Genomic DNA, 18,724 nt, shown 5'->3' on the forward strand with positions numbered 1-18,724 from the left:
CCTGACGGCCCCTCAGCGCATTAAAAAATCCCCCTAAATCAACATGATTCACCCACTGCCCCGGCGGCCGGCCAACTGCCCCCATGTAATCGGCCGCCACCACGCCACGCTCCAGCAAAACGGCGGGGGAGTCTCGCACTTAACCTTGAGATCGAAGAACAATCCGCACACCAGCCGCTGGAGCAACGGGTGGCGACGGACCTGCGGCCAAACCTGGGGACCATTTTGGGACCACCCGGGACCAAAAATGAGCCCCGAAAACCAGCAAGAGCGGGTCCTTGGTTTCCCAAGCACCCGCTCTCACAACCGACTTCACAGTCGGGACGACAGGATTTGAACCTGCGACCCCTTGACCCCCAGTCGCCCGGCGATATCCATCGCTGCACGTCGGACGGTAGACAGCCCGCGCTGTTCGTTCGCTGAGAGACGCTTCCGAGGCAATGGTGATCGACGCGTGGTCCCCGGCAAGTCCCCACATCTCCCGCTCCGATCTCATCACAAGGACGGATCCGAGCTCACCTCAGAGGCCCTCCCAGTTGGCTGGAAAGGTGCCGGTACGACGGAACAGTCCCGGCTTTGCGGGGAGGGCATCCCGTTAACAAGCGCCCGTAGCAAGGTGGTCGGAATAGCCACAACTACGCTGGGAGACCTCGGCGATCGCGGTGATATCGACGGCGATAGACGGAGCAACCCCGACCGCGCGGGGAGGACGCCCGGCTGACGGGCAGCGGCTCCAGCGGGTGCGGAGCAGCCCCAGCCGCGCGGGGAGGACGGACCAACTTCGCGCCGTACAGGGCCAGGCCCGGAACAGCCCCGGCCGCGCGGGGAAGACGTCGACCTCAACATCCGGGCGTGCGACGGGTGCGGAGCAGCCCCGGCCGCGCGGGGAGGACGTCTTGCGGTCGGCGACCTGGCCCCACATCGTCGGAGCAGCCCCGGCCGCGCGGGGAGGACTACAACTACGTGACCTGCCCGCACGGTTGCCTCGGAGCAGCCCCGGCTGCGGGGAGGACATTCCCTGCCGTGGTCCTGGACGACGTTGGGCGGAGCAGCCCCAGTCGCGCGGGGAGCACATGGCAACGTCGGGGTAGGTGTCCCGGGACGTCGGAGCAGACCCGTCTACGCGGGGAAGACCCAGCGCTTCGACCAGTTCCCGGTATTCGCCCGGAACAGCCCCAGTCGCGCGGGGAGGGCTCGGTGGCGGCCTCCCAGCCGATGTTTCCGGCCGGAACAGCCCCGGCTGCGCGGGGAAGACGGCAACGGCGCCCACACCGAGATCGTCGTCGGCGGAACAGCCCCGGCTACGCAGGGAGGATATAGCCCCATCCAGGACGTTGAGCGCCTTCAACGGAGCAGACCCGTCTACGCGGGGAGACCTTGTACCTGGAGTCCGCCCAGGTCCGGGCGTGCGGAGCAGCCCCACCAGCGCAGGGAAAACGAGTGGGCCGACGGCTCCGGGGACAGCTATGTCGGAACAGTCCCGGCTGCGCGGGAACAAGCCGCGGTAGTCGACGGCGGCAAACCCTGGGTCCGGATCAACCCTGCCTGAGCGGGGAGGAAGTGGCGGCGGCCTTGAGTAGGGCCTCGAACCCCGGAACAGCCCCAACTGCGCGGGGAGGACCGCTTCAAGGCGTTGAACCGCCCCTCGGTCGTCGGAGCAGCCCCGTCTGCGCGGGGAAGACTCGGTGACCCGCTCAGCGTGGTCGAGGTGCCGCGGAGCAGCCCCGGCTACGCGGGGAGAACCTTATCGGCGACGAGGAAGGCGCCGGCAAGACCGGAGCAACCCCGACGGCGCGGGGGAGACGACAGACCGAGGCTCTTCATCTCCATCGCGGCTGGAACAGCCCTGGCGGTGCAAGGAAGACGCCCGCAGGTCCAGCGTGACGACCTGCGAGATCGGAACAGTCTCGGGTGCACCGGGAGGACGCTGACGGCATGTACGTCGTCGAATCGGCCGGCGGAACAGCCCCGGCTGCACGGGGCGGAGACGCCGCCATAGGCCGCCGAGTCACCGATCATCGGAGCAGCCCCGCCTGCGCGGGGAGGACGCCGACGGCATGTACCTCGTCGAATCGGCTGGCGGAACAGCCCCGGCTCCGGGGAAGACGTCCTGATCGGCTCCTGAGGCATCTTCGGGATCGGAACAGCCCCGGTCGCACGAGGAAGACGACCGGCTGGGGCTGGTTCATCGGCTAGTCTCCGGAGCAGCCCCGGCCACGCAGGGAAGATCAAAAGAGCTCGACCCGGGTGCGGTAACACGGCGGAGCAGCCCCGTCTACGTGGGGAAGACCTGGATATGCAGCGGATCAGTTACGACCGCATGGAAACAACCCCGTCTGCGCGAGGAGAACACCCAGATCACCAGCGGCGCCACGACCGCTGGCGGAACAACTGGCTGCGCGGGGAGGAGAGACCGACAAACCATCCGATCCGCTGCGGCAGCAGAACAACCCCGGCTGCACGGGGAGGACATGGTCACTGGCGCCCAGGTGACCGGGAAGTTCGGCGCAGCCCCGGCTGTGCGGGAAGGACTGGGTCTACACCGAAAGCCTCGGCCAAGGACGCGGAACAGCCCCGGCTGTGCGGGGAAGACCAGTGGTGCCCAAGCTGATTGCGGTTCCACAGCGGAGCAGCCCCGTCTGAACGGGGAACCAGCGAGGCGACGTCAACGAGATGTCGTTCGCCGGGGCAGTCCCGGCTGTGCGGGAAAATTCGTGCTGCACGGGGCAGCAGTTCCGGGCGAACGGAACAGCCCCGACTGTAGGGAAGACGCCCCCGCGCCGAGGTATGCCGGCCGCAGCACCGGAACAACCCCGTCTGCGCGGGGAGGACGCGGTGTTGAGGCCAGTGGCCCCGCCCATCATCGGAGCAGCCCCGGCTGTGCGGGGAGGACGTCGTGACGCGGGTGTTGTTGTACGGCGCGTACGGAGCAGCCCCGGCTGTGCGGGGAGGACCCTCTCCGACCTGAGGCGATCCTAAGGCTTTGCAGTTTCTTTGCTGTTGTCAAGGAGCTTCTGGCCGCCTGGGTTACAGGCTAGCGGCGATGGTGAGGAGGCCGGCGCCGAAGGCTTTGCCGCGCCCGATGCCGGTGAGCATGGCGGTGCGGAGGGTGTCGGGGTTGGTGATCGTGGCGGTGCCGTCGTAGCGGGTGAGGACGAGGCGGAAGCCGGGTTTGCGTTCGCGGGTTCCGGTGACGGTGGGGAGTTGGAAGGTGGCTGTGGTGTCGATGTCGAGTCCGGCGTCGGGGGCGCGGCGGGTCCACCAGGTGGTGATCTCGTCGCCCTTGCAAGGGATGCGGTTAGGCAGGGGCAGGCCGGTGATCTCGTCGAAGGCGAAGCGGACGGAGTTGGCAGCGAGGCGGTAGCGGACCTTCTGGCCGGTGGTGAGGCGGGCGAGGTGTGTGTCGAGGGGGAGGGTGCGGGTGTGGCCGTAGTGGTCGGGGAGGGTGGCGGGGTCGGGTTTGTCGGTGGTCTGGACGAGTAGGCGCAGGCCGTTGTTGAAGGTGTCGAGTCGCCATAGGAGGCGGGAGTTGCCGCTGGTGGTGTCGGTGTCGGTGAGGCGTGCGGTGCGGTGGTGGAAGCCGTAGCCGCCGTTCTTGAGGTCGGCTTGGACGTCGCGGGATCGGGTGTTGAGGCGGATTTCGGTGAGGTAGGCGCTGGTCATCGGGTTCCTTCGCGGCCCCGGCGTGCGGGGAGCTTTCGGCTAGTTGGTCTGGTTGTAGCGGTAGTTGTGGAGTCGTTCGTAGCGTTCGCTGGCGTCGTTGCTGACGCAGAGGTCGGCGGGGAGGGTCAACGTGGTGCGGGCGAGGGTGCGTTGGCTGAATCGGCGTCGGCCGTGGGGGTTGTCGTTGAGGGTGTGGGTGGCGGTCGGGTCGTCGTGGGTGACAGTGGTGATGGTGTCGACGGTGACCGTGGTCTTGCCTGCGGGGGCGGTGCGGTCCAGCGGTGCGGTGGCGAGTGCCGTGCTCGGGCCGCCTGGGTGGATGCCGAGGTTGTAGGGGGCGGTGGGCGGGCAGGCGCGTCGGCCGAGGAACGGGGTGTAGGTGGGCTGGTCAAGGGCGTCGCTGGCTTTGTGCAGGACGGCGGTAGGGCCGGTGAGAGCGACGGTGAAGGCGGCGTCGGCGAGGTAGGCGCGGCGGGTGAGGATGGCTCCTCGGCGCGTGCCGCCGTCGGCGGAGGGGACGACGTCGGTGGTGGACTGGCCGCCGATGGTGTGGAAGTCCTCCATGGGTGTGCCCGGTTTGTCGATGCGGATGGTGAGGTCGAGCTGGTTGAGGTCGCCGGGTCCGGCTCCGCGGGGGTGGCCGAGGGCGCAGGCGAGCAGGCCCAGCACGCCGGAGCGGGTGGGGTGATCGGTGCTGTCGCGGTAGTCGGCGAAGGCCGCGCGTACGCCCCAGGACTGCATGGGTGCGGCCAGGCGCAGGACGAGGACGGGGTCGGTCACTGCTGGGTTCCGAAGGCGGCGTCGAGGATGGTGTCGGTGGCCTGCTCGTAGCTGTCGGTGGCTTGGCCGAGGCCGGGCAGCTTGTCGGTGCCGGTGTGGGCGTGGGTGGCGTGGACGAGGCCGCGGCTGGCGGTGAGGCGTTGGATGGTTGCGGCGTATGCGGCCAGGCGTTCGGTGGAGGGGGTGGCGTGGCCGGTGTGGCCGCCGCGGATCGGCTTGTCGAAGGCGGTGGAGAGGTTGACGGGCCGGTCGCTGCGGGCGGCGAGGTGGACGAGGTCGGGCAGGGTCCATGCGGCGGCGTTGGTCTGGCCGGAGTCGGGCAGGGTGTTGATGAAGCCGTCGATGAAGGCGTGGGTGAGTCGGCGGGTGAGGTCGGTGTCGCCGTTGTTGGCGGTGATGAGGGCTTGCAGGTTGATGGTGGCGTAGCGGTAGAAGGTGCCGGCGGTGTGCTGGCTGTCGCCCATCTGTCCGACGTCGGGGATGCCGGGGGTGGCGGCGGCGTAGTCGTCGACCGCGACGAAGAAGTCGACTTCGATGACGGCTTCGTGGGTGGTGAAGGCGGAGGACACCTGGACGCAGGCGTCGCGTTCGGCTCCGTCGACCTCCATGAGGGTGCGGCCGAGCAGGGCGATGGAGCCGTTCGCTTCGGCGAGCCAGCCCTTCATGTGCTTCGGGTCGGCGAGCGTGGTGGGCTCGTCCTTCTTGGCCTTGCCGCGGGCCTTGGGCTTCCCTCCCTTGGCGGAGGCGTCCTTGAGGGCGGTCTCGTACTCGGCCTTGAGGCCGGCTGCGACGTTGGCGAGGCGGGCGGCGGTGCTGGCGGGGGTGTAGATGAGGGCGGCGGTGGCGAGGGGGTCCTTGGCCTTGGCGCCTTCGGCGGCTTCCTCGACGCTGCCGACCTTCATGCCGCCGGAGGCGGCGGCGAAGACGTCCAGGGCGGCGAAGGTGGCGAGCTCCGCCTCTTCCGGGGTCGGCTCGCCGGGCGTCTCGGGCGTCCAGTGGTCGCGCAGGAGGGTGTCGCGGATCTCGTGGACGAGTCGGCGGGTGCGGACGGCGGCTTCCTCGGGGAGGGCCTTCTCGATGTGCTGGCGTACGGGGCGCTTGATGGCCTGGGGGCTGAGCCTGGCGCGGGTGACGCCGCCGATCACCACGGACTTGGGGTTGCCGTCTCCGTCACGGTTGAGGGCGGCCAGGGGGATGGTCTGGATGATGTGCAGGTCCAGGAAGGTGGCGGGGATGGTGGTGGTCATGGCTCACTCGCTGTCGTTCGTGGTGTTGGTGGGGCGGGGCTGGGTGGTGCGGTAGTAGTCCTGTTGCCACTGGGTGCAGGTGCGGCGGCCGGTGAAGTACCAGGAGTCGAGTTCGCGCAGCAGCCGTTCCCAGTCCAGGAGGGCGCCGCCGGCGTCGGTCAGGCGGACGGCGCCGCGCAGGTGGGTGTAGGGGCCTGCGGTGGTGTAGGTGGTCAGGCGCCGCAGGGAGGATTCGGTGGTGGTGGCGGACACGGTGCGGGAGGCGCGTGCGAGCGCGTCGCCGATGCTGATGCCCGTGCCGATGCCTGCGCGGCTGGTGGTGGTCATCAGGGCGGCGACGGTGTAGTAGGCGCGTTCCCGTTGCGGGTGCAGGCCGTCGGGCAGCCAGGTCGCGATGTAGGGGTGCATGCCGCCTTGGGGCTCGCCGTTCCACGGGCGTAGGCCGGTGGCCAGGGCGCGCCGGGCGGCGCCGTTGTCGCGCAGGAGGGTGTCCATGCGGTCGACGAAGCGGCGGGCGTGGGTGTGCGGCGCGTCCGGCGGGCTGGTGGTGAGGTCGGTCACGGGGTGGGTTCCTTGCGGGGCAGGGGGAGCAGCGCGCGGGCCTGGGCGACTCGGCGGGTCGAGGAGGGGCTGCGCGTGAGGGCGGTGGTGAGGTGATCGAAGGCGTCGAGGGCGGCGTGGCGCATGCGGTTTTGGGCGCTGGTGAGTTGGCTGGTGTTGTAGAGGTGCCAGAAGGCGGCGTCGGCGCGGGGCCAGTAGTGGACGGCGGTGCGGGCTTTGCGGTTGGCGGTGTCGGTCTTGTCTTTGGGGCGGTCGTTGAACGCGGCCGCGAGGGCGAGGTCGAGCCGCCAGGCGGCGGTGTCCGCTTCCTTGACGGCGTCCTCGACGAGTTCGGCGGTGTCCGGGTCGTGCTGGGCGCTGTGGGCGAGGAGCGGGGGCGTGGTGGTGGTCCACCACTGGCTGTCCCTGTTCTGGGCGCGGTCCTGCTGGGCGCCGACGACGCGCAGGCGCAGGGTGTCCAGGACGTGGTCGGGCAGTTTGTCGCAGGCGGCCAGGACGAGGGGGCGGGTGGGGGCGTTGCGCTTGGCGTCGGGGCGGTTGTCGGGGTCGCTGAGGAGGACGTCGAGGTCGCGGAAGAGGTGTCGGCCGCCGTCGGCCTCCACGGCGGCACCGGGGCGCTGGGTCTTGGTCGATCGCCGGTAGGACAGGTAGGGGTCGGGGTGGCCCTCGACGTACTCGGTCTTCTCACTGCCGGTTGTTTTCGGCGGGTTGCGGGCGCCCCAGGTGATGGTGCAGTCGGTGACCCACTGTGCGTCGGGGCTGGGGGTCAGCAGGATGGCGTGGCGCATGCGGCCGGCCAGCAGGGAGACGGGGCCGCGGGGGTCGGGGGCGGGTTGGGTGGGGTCGGGGCGTTGGTCTCGTTCCCAGATCGCTTCGTCGGGGTGGGCGCCGGCGTCGGGCGTGCTGGGCGGGGTGAGGTGGGCGAGGAGTGTGGTGTGGAGGGTGGTGCCGAGGGGGTGGTAGCCGACGGTGCCGCGGGCCGGCGCGGCCTGGCAGCCGGTCTGGGTGGTGACACCGCTGTGGGAGCGGGTGGTCACCGTGCCTCCGGAGCCGTAGTAGGCCCACATCGCCAGGTGCAGGGCGGCGTCCGCCGACGGGAGGGGCTGCTGGGAGCGGTCGCCGTGCTTGCCGGCGAACCAGGGCCGGGCGCTGCCGGACGCTCCCCCGATGACGAGCTTGTTGATGCCGGAGGTGTCCTTGCAGTCCGCGGCGACGCGGGGGTCTTGGAGGAAGGGCCGGACGGGGTGGTAGAGCCCGAAGCGGTCGTGGCGCTGCGCGAAGTACTCCGTGGTGCTGTCGGGGTCGAAGGGTGTGCCGAACTGGCGGTTGCGGCGTCGGTGCCAGCCTTCGGCGTTCTCGGCATCCTGGAGCCGGTCGAGGCCGGTGATGCGGTAGGCCATGGCGGCGAGGAGCCGGTAGAGCGCGCCGTAGGCCGCCGGGTAGGGCAGGGCGAGGTCCACGATCCGGTGCGCGTCCAGGATCGCCTGCTGGAATCCGACGGGGCGTACGACACCGTCGGTGTACAGGCAGTCGACCCATGGTTCCTGGGCGAGGTCGAAGTCGGGTGGGGCGTTCACGTTTCTACTCCTGAGCAACGGGCGCCTGGACGATGAGGCCCAGGCGGCTGCCATACGACACTGTGAACCCTCCCACTGACAATTCGCCTTGCCTGCAAGGGTGTTCGATGATAAGGGCGTCCTTGAGCCTGCGATCGGCAGCCCAGCCGGGCAGGCGTTCGGCCAGGGTTGGCAGGGCACGCTGCCAGTGCTCGCGCCGTACGGACAGAAGGCGTTCGCGGACCGGGCGAAGGTCAGCGTGTTGCTGTTCCGGGAGTGTGAGGCTGCCGTCCCTCTCCAGGCCCAGGCGCCCTCCAGGTTGCGCCCACAGAGGTAGGACAGTGACGCTGTCGAGGTTGTAGCGGCTCGCGGCCTGCTCCTCGATCATCGACAGGTCGGTGAGGTCGAACAGGTCCACCACGTCTCGCGGGTGGGGGATCATGACCGGCTTCGCCGCGTTCTCCATCGCCTGCTCCCCCGCGAGGTGGGCGCGGATGTCCCGGTCCGGCATGTCGGTGCCCCAGCCCGCACAGACCGCGTCCACGAGCTTCTGGACATCTCCGGGGACGGCGATCGGCCCGTGGGCGGTGAGGTGTTCACGGGTGGAGCGCATCAGGGCCCGCCCGTAGACCGTCTTCCAACGGCCGTCGTCCGGCACGCCGTCCGCGCCGTAGGGCACCAGGACGGTCACGGGCACGCGCACGTCGTCACCGTCGTGGTGGCGGAGTCCGCGGCCTGCGCGCTGGATGAGCTGCGCGATCGGCGCGAGGTCGCTCACCACGTGGTCCAGGCTGAGGTCCAGCGACTGCTCGCATACCTGGGTACTGACCAGCACGGCGCGCCGGGGCCGCTTGTCCCGCCTCTTGCCGAACGCCTCCTCGACGCGGAGCGTGCGGCGGCGCCGGTCGAGGAGCCGGTAGCGGGCGTGGACGAGGAAGACCTCCACGTCCTGGTCGAGCAGCTGGTCGAGGGCGGTGACGGTGTGCTGTGCGGAGCGGACCGTGTTGCACACCACCAGCGTGCAGAAGTCGCCAGCCTGTTGGTGCATCAGATCGGTGACGAACCGGGCGCGGGCCTCGTCCGCCGCCGGGATGCCGGCGTCCTGCTTCGGCTTGTTCGAGCCGTGGAGTTCCACCAGGTTGACCTCCAGCGTGCGGGGCCGGCTGGTGGTGATGCGGTTCGACCTTGTCGGCGTGCCGGTCGTCCCGTCCACGTACAGCCAGCCCGGGTACACCGGCTCGACGTCGGGTGGTGGGGCACCGGGGGCCGATCCGGAGAGATAGGCGGCCGCCAGCGACCGTGCCACCGAGGCCGGCACGGTCGCCGACATCAGCACCACCGGCACCCTCATCGCGCCCCACCAGGCCAGGGCCCGGCGCAGCAGCGACTGCATGTACGGGTCGTAGGCGTGGCACTCGTCCACGAGCAGGACCTTGCGGGTCAGCCCGCCGAGTCGCAGTGCGTTGTGGCGGACCCTCAGGACTGTGGCGAGGACCTGGTCGATCGTCGAGACGCTGATCCCCGCCAGCACCGCCCTGCCACGTTCTTCCAGCCACGCGGAGGGCGACGTGTCCAGGCCGCCCTCGTGGGTCAGCACGCGCGAGGTGTCGCGGTTCCAGCCGGCCTGGCTGTGTGCCAGCGTGACCGGAGAGGACACCGCGAGTGCGCGACCCGCCCACGTCTCGACCCGCCGATGGGCGGCGTCCGTGGTGGCCATGGTCGGCAGTGCGACGTGGACCCCGATACTGGGCCCGCCCAGCCACCTTGCTCCCCACAGGCCGCCTTCGGTCTTGCCGCTGCCAGTCTCCGACATGATGATCAACAGCCCTGCAGCGCCGGGCACCGCGCAGCGCGGCAAGCCTTCGAGCAGCGATGCCTGCATCGGGTTGGGGTCGAATTCGAACCAGTCCCGGAAGGTCACGTAAGTGGGGTTTCCTTCCACTGCGGCACCAGCAGGCCAGCGTCGTCGATCAGCGCGGGCGCGGCTTTCATCGCGCGGCCCCAGTGCCCTTCCAGGGAGCCTGCGCCGGCTCCCTTCATGGCATGCAACTGGGCCTCCACGTGGCGCTCCTGGGAGGCCAGCCAGTCGGCGAGCACTACAACCTCCGTCGCCAGAACCGCTGCTTCAGCGGATAGCGCTGGTGGCGCAGCCGGGCACTCCACCGCATCAGCCACCGCGGCCAAGTGCAGTCGGCGCTGCCTGTCCCATTCGCCGCCGCCCAGCTCTCTGTCCCGGATCGCCGCCGAGCGCAGGGCCCGCCGCGAGGGCGGCGCCGGGTACCGGCCGTGGTGCCCCGCGAGCATCTGCGCGACCCGCCGGGCCGGCGACGCCAGCGCCAGCCCGCCGCCATCGGCGTCGTAGCCGAGATCAGGAAGAGCATGCGCGAGGAAGAGATGGGTCACGTGGCCGTGCGACGACACGACACCGGCATCGAGCGGGTCGTAGCCGTGAAGGAGCTCGTACGCCTCAGCGTCCTTGCGCTGGAAGCCGCCGATCTTCCCCACGTCATGCCAGCCGGCCCAACACGCGAGCAACGCCCGAGCGCGTTCGCTGTCCTCGACTCGGTCCGGATCCAGACCCATGCCGGCCACCAGGACGCGACGCTGGAGATCCACCAGGTGAAGGTCCCAGGTCCACCACGCCACCGCTGCCACATCCAGCAGGTGGCCAACCAGCGGATACACCACCCCGGGCGGCAAGCCCTCCGACTTCCCCCACAAGGCACAATCAAGGCCACTACACGGCTGAGAGTCCGGCGAGGCCGTACAGTCAAATAGCACGTCGCGGATCGTAGACCGAGCCACTGACAACGCTCCCACAGAGTCTTATTGACGTATCGTCATGCATGGATGAGGCAACGATCCACCCAGGCCGCCAAGACGTCGAGCGGTGCTCCGCCACCCTGCACCTCGGATCACGCGCAGCTCCTTGACAAGGCAAAGAAGAAGCAAAGCCACTACAACACCCCAGGTCGCGAAGCCTCCTCCCCACGCAGACGGGGCTGCTCCGGGGGATCATGACGAAGCCCCCGCCGTGGGGGTCTCCTCCCCACGCAGACGGGGCTGCTCCGTCCATCCAGTCCGGTGCCCGGCAGTCCTTCTCCTCCCCGCGCAGACGGGGCTGCTCCGCTGTCCAGGATCAGCAGGCGCTGGATCATCACCTCCTCCCCGCGCAGACGGGGCTGCTCCGTCGGGCATCATCGGCGAGACCTCCGGCACGTCCTCCTCCCCGCGCAGACGGGGCTGCTCCGGAGCAGGACCTGATCCCCTCGCCCCGGGCGGCAAAAGCCCGGGCTTGGAATGCCCCAGGACACCGAAGGTCCACACTGGCCATGCGTTCACCTGCAACCCTGAAGGAGGACGTCATGCGCGGCACTGGAACGATCTATAAGCGATGCGAATGCCGGGATCCTCGTACCGGCCGGCAGCTCGGAAGCCTCTGCCCCTACCTTGACCACCGTGGGCACGGTTCCTGGTACCTCGCGATGCCGAGGCAGGCAGCCGTCGATGATCGCAGGTCTCGGCTGCGCAGAGGCGGCTATCGTACGCGGGCTGATGCTGAACGCGCGCTCAAGCGCCTGCAAGACCGCGATCACGTCCGCGAAGGCGGGCTGCTCACAACCGGCCAGTGGCTGCAACGCTGGTACGTCATCGTCGAACCACATCTGCGGCCGTCGACGGCCCGCGGCTACCGCCAGCACATGGAGCAGTACCTCCTGCCGCTGCTCGGCCGCGAGCCTCTCTGCGAGTTGACCAACGACACCGTCCAACAGGCGTTCAGCGCCATCGTCCGTCGGCACCAGAACATGGGCCGGCCGGTCAGCGCCGGGACGTTGCGCCGCGCCCAGGCAACACTACGTGCCGCTCTGAACTATGCGGTGCGCAGCGGCCTGCTGGCCACCAACCCTGCTCGTCACCTGGATCTGCCGCGGGCACCTCGGCCGCACCTGGTGGTGTGGACCGACAACCGGGTCGCGGAGTGGAAGCGGACCGGCGAGCACCTGCCGGTTGCCGTGTGGACGCCCATGCAGACCGCCGCCTTCCTCGCGTTCGCGAGTGACCACCGGCTTTACGCCCTGTACCGCCTGTACGCCCTACGTGGCCTCCGTCGCGGAGAAGGCGCCGGGCTCCGCTGGGCAGACTTCGACTCCTCGGGCCGCACACTCACAGTCGCTCGGCAGCTACAGCAGCGGGAGAACGGGCGGCTGGAAGTCGCCGAGTAGCCGGGGGGAATCTCACCCCCCGGCCCTCACAGAACCGTGCGTAACAGTCTCCCGTTACACGGCTCGTGCCGCTCTGATCATCAGACCAACACCGCACACGCAGTTGGCGTGAGCCGCCAGTGCGCGAACATGCGGGGGTAGCGCCGGGCGATCTCCCGGAGCTTCGCCAGCGCCTTCCGCTTGCCCGCGAGCCGTCCGTACTTCTTGCGGATCCACCGCACCAGGTAGGCGTTGATGCGGGTCAGGAAGGCGAACATCTCCCACGGCCGGAACCGGCCGTAGTAGTTGATCCAGCCGGCCACCTTGGGGTTTACCCTCCGCGCCAGCTCGTTGAAGGTCAGATCGGTACGAAGGTGCAGATGCCAGCTCCGCACCTCGCGGCTGATCTTGTTCAGGGCGTCCCTGCTGATCGCCGGGTCGAAGCCGAGGAACAGGTTCCCGTGTCGACTCCGCCCCTTCCTGGCACGGAACGTGTACCCGAGGAACGTGAACGCCGTGTGCTCGTACGAGCCCCGACGAACCTGGTCCTTACAGTAGACGATCCGGGTCTTGTCCGGGTGGAGTTCCAGCCCGACCTCGACCATCCGCTCCCGCAGCGCCGCCAGGACCGTGCGGGCCTGGCTCTCGCAGACGCAGTGCAGCACCGCGTCGTCCGCGTAGCGCTCGAACTGGACGCCCGGGAAGTTCCGGACCATCCAGGTATCGAACGCGTAGTGCAGAAACAGGTTCGCCAGCACGGGAGACACCGGGGCGCCCTGCGGCGTCCCGCGCTCCCGCTTCATCTGGGAGCCGCCGGGCATGACGAGCGGGGCAGCAAGCCACCTCCGCACGTACAACTTCACCCAAACGGCGTCGGTGTGAGCGTCCACCGCCTTGACCAGCAGGTCCCAGGGCACGCTGTCGAAGAACTTCCGGATGTCGAATTCGACCACCCAGTTCTTCCGCCAGCACCGCTCCCGGCACTTTCCCACTGCGTCCAAGGCGGACCGTCCGGGCCGGTATCCGTAGCTGTCCGGATGGAAAATCGGCTCCACCCTCCGCACGAGATGCCGGGCCACAATGGTCTGCGCCACCCGGTCGGCGACAGTGGGAATGCCGAGCATTCTCGTACCGCCACCGTGAGGCTTCGGGATCTCCACCGCGCGCACCGGAGGCGGGAAGTAGGAGCCCGACGACATACGGTTCCAGATCTTGTACAGGTTACCCTGGAGATCCTTCTCGAAATCGTCGATGCTCTGCCCGTCCACGCCGGGTGCACCTCTGTTCGCCCTGACTTCCTCCCACGCTTCCACGACTTCCCGCTTCGAGATATCGAACGGCTTGGTCTGAGACTTCAACTGGCTCATCCCACTCCTCCCGGAGCACTTCCGGTTGATGTGATCAACTCAGTCACGAGCAGCCCGGCCCCTTCGCTCCGCCCCCATTACAGGGGCCTCACCGCTACTACAGGCCGGTCCGCCAGCAGGACCCGCATCGGTACTCGACCCCTCACAGTTGCGTCTGCTCGGGGCACTCCCTCTCCCCCACCAAGCCGGTGGGGACTATCGGATCCCGCCTTCTCCTGTTCCGTACGGAAGCAGCAGACCGGACTCACGTCGCCTGCATGCCGGACACCGCCTGGCCAATAAACGGGCACCCGCCAGGCTCATCCCGGGGTCCAGGCAGCGACCCCGGTTTCGATGCCGTCTGTTTTGCTTTCGACACATCAGCGGCGATTCACTTGCGTTCGTCTTTCCGGTCCCCACCTGACGCCTCTTACGACGCCTTTTCCTCATCGCTCACCACGACGGTCTTCAGCCAACGCAGCATGAGGCGGTTTGAAGCCTCCCCCCGTAGGGCGGCTCCGAAGGGCCAAACCTTCATCTTCCATACAGCACCGCAATCGGAAGCCGTCCTACTACCAACTCCTTCTCACGTTCAGGACGCAATGCCCGGGCAAGACACGGGCCGGCGAGCGGACGATCGCCCTCGACAGAAGCACCATCCACGCACTGAATACACACCGTAACCAGCAAAAGGAGGAAAGACTCGCAGCGGGAACTGACTAGAATGAGTCCGACTTCATATTCACCGACACGTGCGGACGTCCGCTGCGCCCGGACTACATCGGCCACGTCTTCCAGAACATGGTGCGCAGGAGTGGCCTTCCACCTGTCCGGCTCCACGACCTGCGTCATGGTGCGGCGAGTCTCGCCTTGACCGGTGGGTCCGATCTCAAGGTTGTCCAGGCCCAGTTGGGACATTCCACGATCATGACCACCGCCGACACGTACACGTCGGTCCTCCCCGAGACGGCCTATCTCAGCGCCGAGGCTACGGCCCGAGTGGTCATCGATGCGGCCCGAAAGCTCTCCCGCGGCATCCGGTACCAGTCCACGCCCCGCAAGCGGCGCACGAAGGCCCATCCGGGACCCTCGATAAACAGAGCGATCCGTAGCTCAGCATGAAAACTTGACGGTCCGTCACCCAATCCCAATGCCCCACGAGCGACCCACTCGCGACCCATCGAAAACAAGTCGCGCGCCCTGTCGCACCCCCGCAAGCGAAAGAAAGCCCAGGTCACAAAGGGCGTCGGACCGAAATGCGGTCTCCGAATGAAATCGGCAGGCCTACGGATTAAAAGCAGCTCTTGAGTTAGCGTCGGCGCGACGTAGGAGGAGCGACAGCCCTGGACTCCTTATGCTCGTCACAGACCGTAATTGCCGTCCCGCGTCTAGCGTCACTTTCAGAGTACTCCGGGCCATCGCGTGGCGCTCCGGTCGCGACCCACCGGGCAAGATCGCCATTTGCGGCATGCATCGCGGCCGGCGCCGAGAAGCGCCTCCTCAGCCGCGGGTGACCTGCACGGATTCCGGGAGCGGCTGGCCCTCCTCAGCGGTCGAACACGTTAGGTCGCCTTCCACCCACTGTGCCCGCCAGGTCTCGACGCGCTTCGAAGAACGACACGTACATACGGTCTGCCCCGTTCAGCACGCCAAGCCCTGTTCCGCCCGTCCAGGCGGACAGGTGACTGTGGGCGTGCCCGACCGAGCCCGAGCGGCTCCACCACCCCATCAGAGGGAGACCATGCACGTCCGACCCCACGTTCCCACCGCCAGCCGGTTTTCGGTTCCGACCCCGGCCGTCGCCGTAGCCCCCGCGTACGAGGCCGATCCGGCAGCGGAGTTCGACCTCCTGCACGGCGGCTGGTACTCGACCGAGGAACTCGCCACGCTGCTGAACGTCGACCCCTCGACCCTGCGGCGCTGGCGCACCGCCGCTCCCCCGCAGGACCCACCCTTCGTCCAGATCGCACCCCGCCTCTACCTGTACAGCATCCCCGACACCCAGCTGTGGCTCGCCGAGAAGCGCACCGACCCATCCGAGGCAGCCTGAATGCCCGACCACACCCAGCTCATCCCCATGGGTGTCGACCTCACCACCGACATCGAGCACCGACCCGACCGACGCCCACAGTTCCGCTACCGCGCCCGCGTGCGCTGGACCGACCCCAACGGCGGCGGCCGCAAGTCGGCTTCCTCCTCCGTCCCCACGGAGGAGGAAGCCGAAGCCTGGATCACCCGCATGCAACGGGCCGCAGCACGCGGCATCACGCCCAAAACCCTCACCATGACCCTCGCCGACTACGGCGACGAGAACTGGGACCTGGCGATGCGCGGCCTGGAGACCACCACCCTCGACCCCTACACCGCCGACTGGAAGCTGCGCGTCACCCCGGTCCTCGGCCACATACCCGTCACCAGCATCACCAACGGCATCACCGACCGAGCCCTGAACTCCTGGATCGCCGACGGACTCAGCATCTCCTCCGTCAAGAACAGCCTCGCCCCGCTCGTGCAGATCATGGAGCAAGCCGTCCGCGACGGCCTCATCGACTTCAACCCCTCCCGCATGAGCGGCTGGCAGCGCCTCTACAAGAAAGCCGAAGACGAACTCGACGACCCCCGCTCTCTCGCCCTCGCCGACTGGGACGCCCTCGACGCACTCGCCAACGCCCTGGTCGAGCGCTCCCACAACCACTACCGCGGCTGGGGCGACATCGTCCGCTTCGCCGCCTGTACCGCCGCCCGCATCGGCGAAGTCTCCGGCGTCCGCGTCAAGGACATCAACCGCTTCGACTGGACCTGGGACCTGTGCCGCCAGACCACCACCGGCCCCGGCGGCCTCATCGACAAAGGCACCAAAGGCAAGCGGCGCCGTACCGTCCCCATCATCGAAGAGATCCGCGACCTCGTGAACTGGCGCATAACCGTGGTCGGCAACGACCCCATGGCCCGCCTGTTCACCGGACCTCGCGGCGGACGCATCACCACCGCGATCCTGCGCGACGCCACCCACTGGGACGAAGTCGTCGTCGGCCTCGGCTACGAGTACCTGCGCCGACACGACCTCCGGCACATTCGCCGACGCCAGCGTCCCCATCCACGTCCTCCAGAAGATCGCCGGGCACGGGCACATCACCACGACCCAGCGCTACCTCCACCCGGACAAGAGCTCCATCGAGAAGGCCGGCCAGACCCTCAGCAGGCACCTGTCGGCCGACCGGCATAACCCATCGGCGGCGGCAGAAGCGCCAGTGCGCCATCTGTGACTCGTCCAGTAGGCGTCCTCAACCGGCATCCATCGGAAGTCCCCACTGACCGACGCCGCACAGCAGCGATCCTGTCATCGTCAACCGCCCTGCTGTAGAAGTGGCTTGTGAAAGACGATGAAGAAGGTACGGAACCCTGGGTCCGGCTGCTGCGCCGCGAGCAGACGGCGCGCAACATCCAGGGCAGCCTCCGAGCCTCTGGAATCACCGTGCCGCTGGACGCCGTCCTCGACCGGTGCAACCTCCCGGTGGAGACGCACGACGGTGGCTCTTCCCAGCTCCCGCCCGAATAAACGCTCCATCTCCTCGACGGTGCCCGCACGTTGCGCCCCTGTGCCGCTTGGTTCGGCCTTCGCTCGCACCGCGCGGCGGATTTCCGGTGGCCCCAGCCGGGTAGGGCTGCTGGCATATCGCGCAGGCAGCGCGGACCCCCATGCGGGTCCGCGCTGCCGTGGACCAGGGGGTGGACTGGGTGGCACGCCGGAAGACCGTGGCGGAAATCCTCGCCGAGGCGTACCGCTTGAAGCAGCAGGCGAGAGCCGCGCAGGCGCAGGGCGGGGCCCAACAGCCGACCGGCCGCGCTGCCGCCCCGGCGGCTCAACCCCGTCCCAGGAAGCGGAAGGTGGGCCCCGCCGTCGAACACGCCCGGCTCCTGGCCGCCGGCGAGAAGCACCTCCAACGCGAGGAGGCCGCCCGCGCCAAGGAAGCCGCCCGCGTGGAAGCCGAGTTGGCCAAGCGCCAGACAGCTCGCCGCCGGGAGGAGGAGGCGAAGAAGCGCGCGGACGCCCAGGCCGAGAAGGAAGCCCAACGCCAAGCCCGGCAAGCCGAGACGGCCCGACTCAAGGCCCAGGCCGAGGAGAGCACCGCCGAGTGCAACCGGAGCCGCGAGGAACTGGAATCAGTCCTGCTGCTTCGCCCCGAAGGCCTGGAGGCATGGCACCCTCACATTGAAGAGGCCTTCGCTCAAGAAGGTCCCCAGGGCGTCGCGGAGCGGATCGAGGACCTGCTGCAGCGCTCCCCTGCCCCCCCCGGGCTGCCGGACCGCGGCCCAGGCGGTCTATGTTCCCGAGGCCCAGCAGCTCCTGGTCGACGTCGAGCTGCCCAACCATGAGATCCTCCCCCCGGTGGCCTCCTACCGCTACGTCGCGCAGCAGGCCAAGGTCATCCCCCAACCCGCCAAGCAGGCCGAGATCCACGAGGCCTACGCCCGAGTGGTGGCCCGCCTGGCCCTTCGCGCGCTGGACGAGGCGTTCTCCGCCACCCCGGCCTCGTTCGTGGAGAGCGTCATCCTCAACGGCCGCGTCAACGCCACCGACTCCGCGACCGGACAAGCCGTCCGGGCATGCGTCGTCAGCGTCGTCGCCGAGCGCAAGGACTTCGTCGAACTGGTCCTGGACGAGCCCAGGCTCGACCCTCAGCAGTGCCTCCATCGCCTCGGCGCCACCGTCTCCAAGCACCCCCACGACCTGGAACCGGTCACACCCATCGTCGAGGCCGACCTGTCCCGCTACCGCATCATCACCGACACCGCCGTGGTCGCCACCCTGGACAGCCGGCCCGACCTGCTCCAGATGAACCCCTACGACTTCGAACGCCTGGTGCGCGAACTCTTCGAAGCCATGGGCTACGAGACCTGGCGCACCCAGGGCTCCCGCGACGACGGCGTGGACGCCGTCGCGACACTGGCCGACCCGACCGGATCCACCATCTTCGCCATCCAGGCCAAACGCTCCAAGAACGTGGTCTCGGTGAACACAGTCCGCGCCATGTCCGGCGTCATCGACGACAAGGACGCCGGCTACGGCATCGTCGTCACCACCTCGTGGTTCGGCAAGGACAGCTACGACTTCGCCCACCGCAACGGCCGCCTCCGCCTCATCGACGGCCGCAACCTCAAAGCCCTGCTCGCCGAGCACCTGAACATCGACGCCCTGATCGGACTGCCCAAGGTCCCTCCCGGCTGGCAGGCCGGCGACCTCGTGCGAAGTCGAACATGGACCTCCTTGGGGTCACCCCGAGCCGCCCGGCCCGCGAAGCGCGCGAACTGGCCCACTGCACATCGGTCAACGGCACAGCCGGATCAACGATCCGATAATCAGTAAG

14 protein-coding genes and 1 CRISPR repeat array are annotated in these 18,724 nt (G+C 68.7%); of the genes, 6 read left to right on the forward strand and 8 right to left on the reverse strand.

The window, feature by feature from the left end:
• Positions 1–3,027: 3,027 nt before the first annotated feature.
• The 7 genes from ACFVU9_RS34240 to ACFVU9_RS34270 are packed head-to-tail and all read right to left on the reverse strand — an operon-like array spanning position 3,028 to position 10,627.
• Entirely contained in the window at positions 3,028–3,663 is a 636-nt protein-coding gene (locus tag ACFVU9_RS34240; RefSeq protein WP_387600168.1) for a type I-E CRISPR-associated protein Cas6/Cse3/CasE, read from the reverse strand.
• 39 nt (positions 3,664–3,702) lie between these two features.
• Complete coding sequence (cas5e, locus tag ACFVU9_RS34245; RefSeq protein ID WP_387600171.1) at positions 3,703–4,443, reverse strand: type I-E CRISPR-associated protein Cas5/CasD; 741 nt, start codon at positions 4,441–4,443, stop codon at positions 3,703–3,705.
• Positions 4,440–5,690, reverse strand: coding sequence for a type I-E CRISPR-associated protein Cas7/Cse4/CasC (gene cas7e / locus ACFVU9_RS34250; protein WP_387600173.1), 1,251 nt, complete (start codon positions 5,688–5,690; stop codon positions 4,440–4,442). Before cas7e ends, cas5e begins: the two co-directional genes overlap by 4 nt.
• A 3-nt stretch (positions 5,691–5,693) precedes the next feature.
• A complete protein-coding gene (gene casB / locus ACFVU9_RS34255) occupies positions 5,694–6,251 on the reverse strand; it encodes a type I-E CRISPR-associated protein Cse2/CasB (protein ID WP_387600176.1) in 558 nt (185 codons plus the stop codon).
• The gene (gene casA / locus ACFVU9_RS34260) at positions 6,248–7,828 is read right to left on the reverse strand and encodes a type I-E CRISPR-associated protein Cse1/CasA (RefSeq protein WP_387600179.1); all 1,581 of its coding nucleotides are present in this window, start codon (positions 7,826–7,828) and stop codon (positions 6,248–6,250) included. The genes casB and casA overlap by 4 nt, the downstream gene beginning before the upstream one ends.
• A 4-nt stretch (positions 7,829–7,832) precedes the next feature.
• Positions 7,833–9,728 (reverse strand): CRISPR-associated helicase Cas3', encoded by a 1,896-nt coding sequence (gene cas3 / locus ACFVU9_RS34265; protein WP_387600182.1) that lies wholly within the window; start codon positions 9,726–9,728, stop codon positions 7,833–7,835.
• Positions 9,725–10,627 (reverse strand): CRISPR-associated endonuclease Cas3'', encoded by a 903-nt coding sequence (locus ACFVU9_RS34270; protein ID WP_387600185.1) that lies wholly within the window; start codon positions 10,625–10,627, stop codon positions 9,725–9,727. The genes cas3 and ACFVU9_RS34270 overlap by 4 nt, the downstream gene beginning before the upstream one ends.
• A 161-nt stretch (positions 10,628–10,788) precedes the next feature.
• A CRISPR array of direct repeats spans positions 10,789–11,058; the repeat unit is 19 nt; unit sequence CGCAGACGGGGCTGCTCCG.
• A 114-nt stretch (positions 11,059–11,172) separates the two neighbouring features.
• Here ACFVU9_RS34270 and ACFVU9_RS34275 point away from each other — a divergent pair.
• On the forward strand, positions 11,173–12,030 hold the full coding sequence (locus ACFVU9_RS34275; RefSeq protein WP_387600188.1) for a tyrosine-type recombinase/integrase: 858 nt from the start codon (positions 11,173–11,175) through the stop codon (positions 12,028–12,030).
• An 80-nt stretch (positions 12,031–12,110) separates the two neighbouring features.
• Here the strand turns inward: ACFVU9_RS34275 and ltrA are convergent, their stop codons facing one another.
• Positions 12,111–13,376, reverse strand: coding sequence for a group II intron reverse transcriptase/maturase (gene ltrA, locus ACFVU9_RS34280; RefSeq protein WP_380440299.1), 1,266 nt, complete (start codon positions 13,374–13,376; stop codon positions 12,111–12,113).
• 717 nt (positions 13,377–14,093) lie between these two features.
• Between ltrA and ACFVU9_RS34285 the strand changes: the two genes are divergently transcribed.
• The 5 genes from ACFVU9_RS34285 (at position 14,094) to ACFVU9_RS34305 (ending at position 18,723) form a co-directional block, all read left to right on the forward strand.
• On the forward strand, positions 14,094–14,477 hold the full coding sequence (locus ACFVU9_RS34285) for a tyrosine-type recombinase/integrase (protein WP_387600245.1): 384 nt from the start codon (positions 14,094–14,096) through the stop codon (positions 14,475–14,477).
• Between the two features lie 619 nt (positions 14,478–15,096).
• Complete coding sequence (locus ACFVU9_RS34290) at positions 15,097–15,405, forward strand: helix-turn-helix domain-containing protein (RefSeq protein WP_387600191.1); 309 nt, start codon at positions 15,097–15,099, stop codon at positions 15,403–15,405.
• Positions 15,406–16,581 carry a tyrosine recombinase XerC gene (gene xerC, locus ACFVU9_RS34295; protein WP_387600194.1) on the forward strand — a complete coding sequence of 392 codons (1,176 nt, stop codon included), beginning with the start codon at positions 15,406–15,408 and terminating at the stop codon, positions 16,579–16,581.
• A 512-nt stretch (positions 16,582–17,093) separates the two neighbouring features.
• Positions 17,094–17,732, forward strand: a complete 639-nt coding sequence (locus ACFVU9_RS34300) for a hypothetical protein (RefSeq protein ID WP_387600197.1) — start codon at positions 17,094–17,096, stop codon at positions 17,730–17,732.
• 13 nt (positions 17,733–17,745) lie between these two features.
• Positions 17,746–18,723, forward strand: coding sequence for a restriction endonuclease (locus ACFVU9_RS34305; RefSeq protein ID WP_387600200.1), 978 nt, complete (start codon positions 17,746–17,748; stop codon positions 18,721–18,723).
• The last annotated feature ends 1 nt before the right edge of the window (position 18,724 follow it).

Source organism: Kitasatospora sp. NPDC057936 (assembly GCF_042887525.1).
Taxonomy (GTDB): Bacteria; Actinomycetota; Actinomycetes; order Streptomycetales; family Streptomycetaceae; genus Kitasatospora.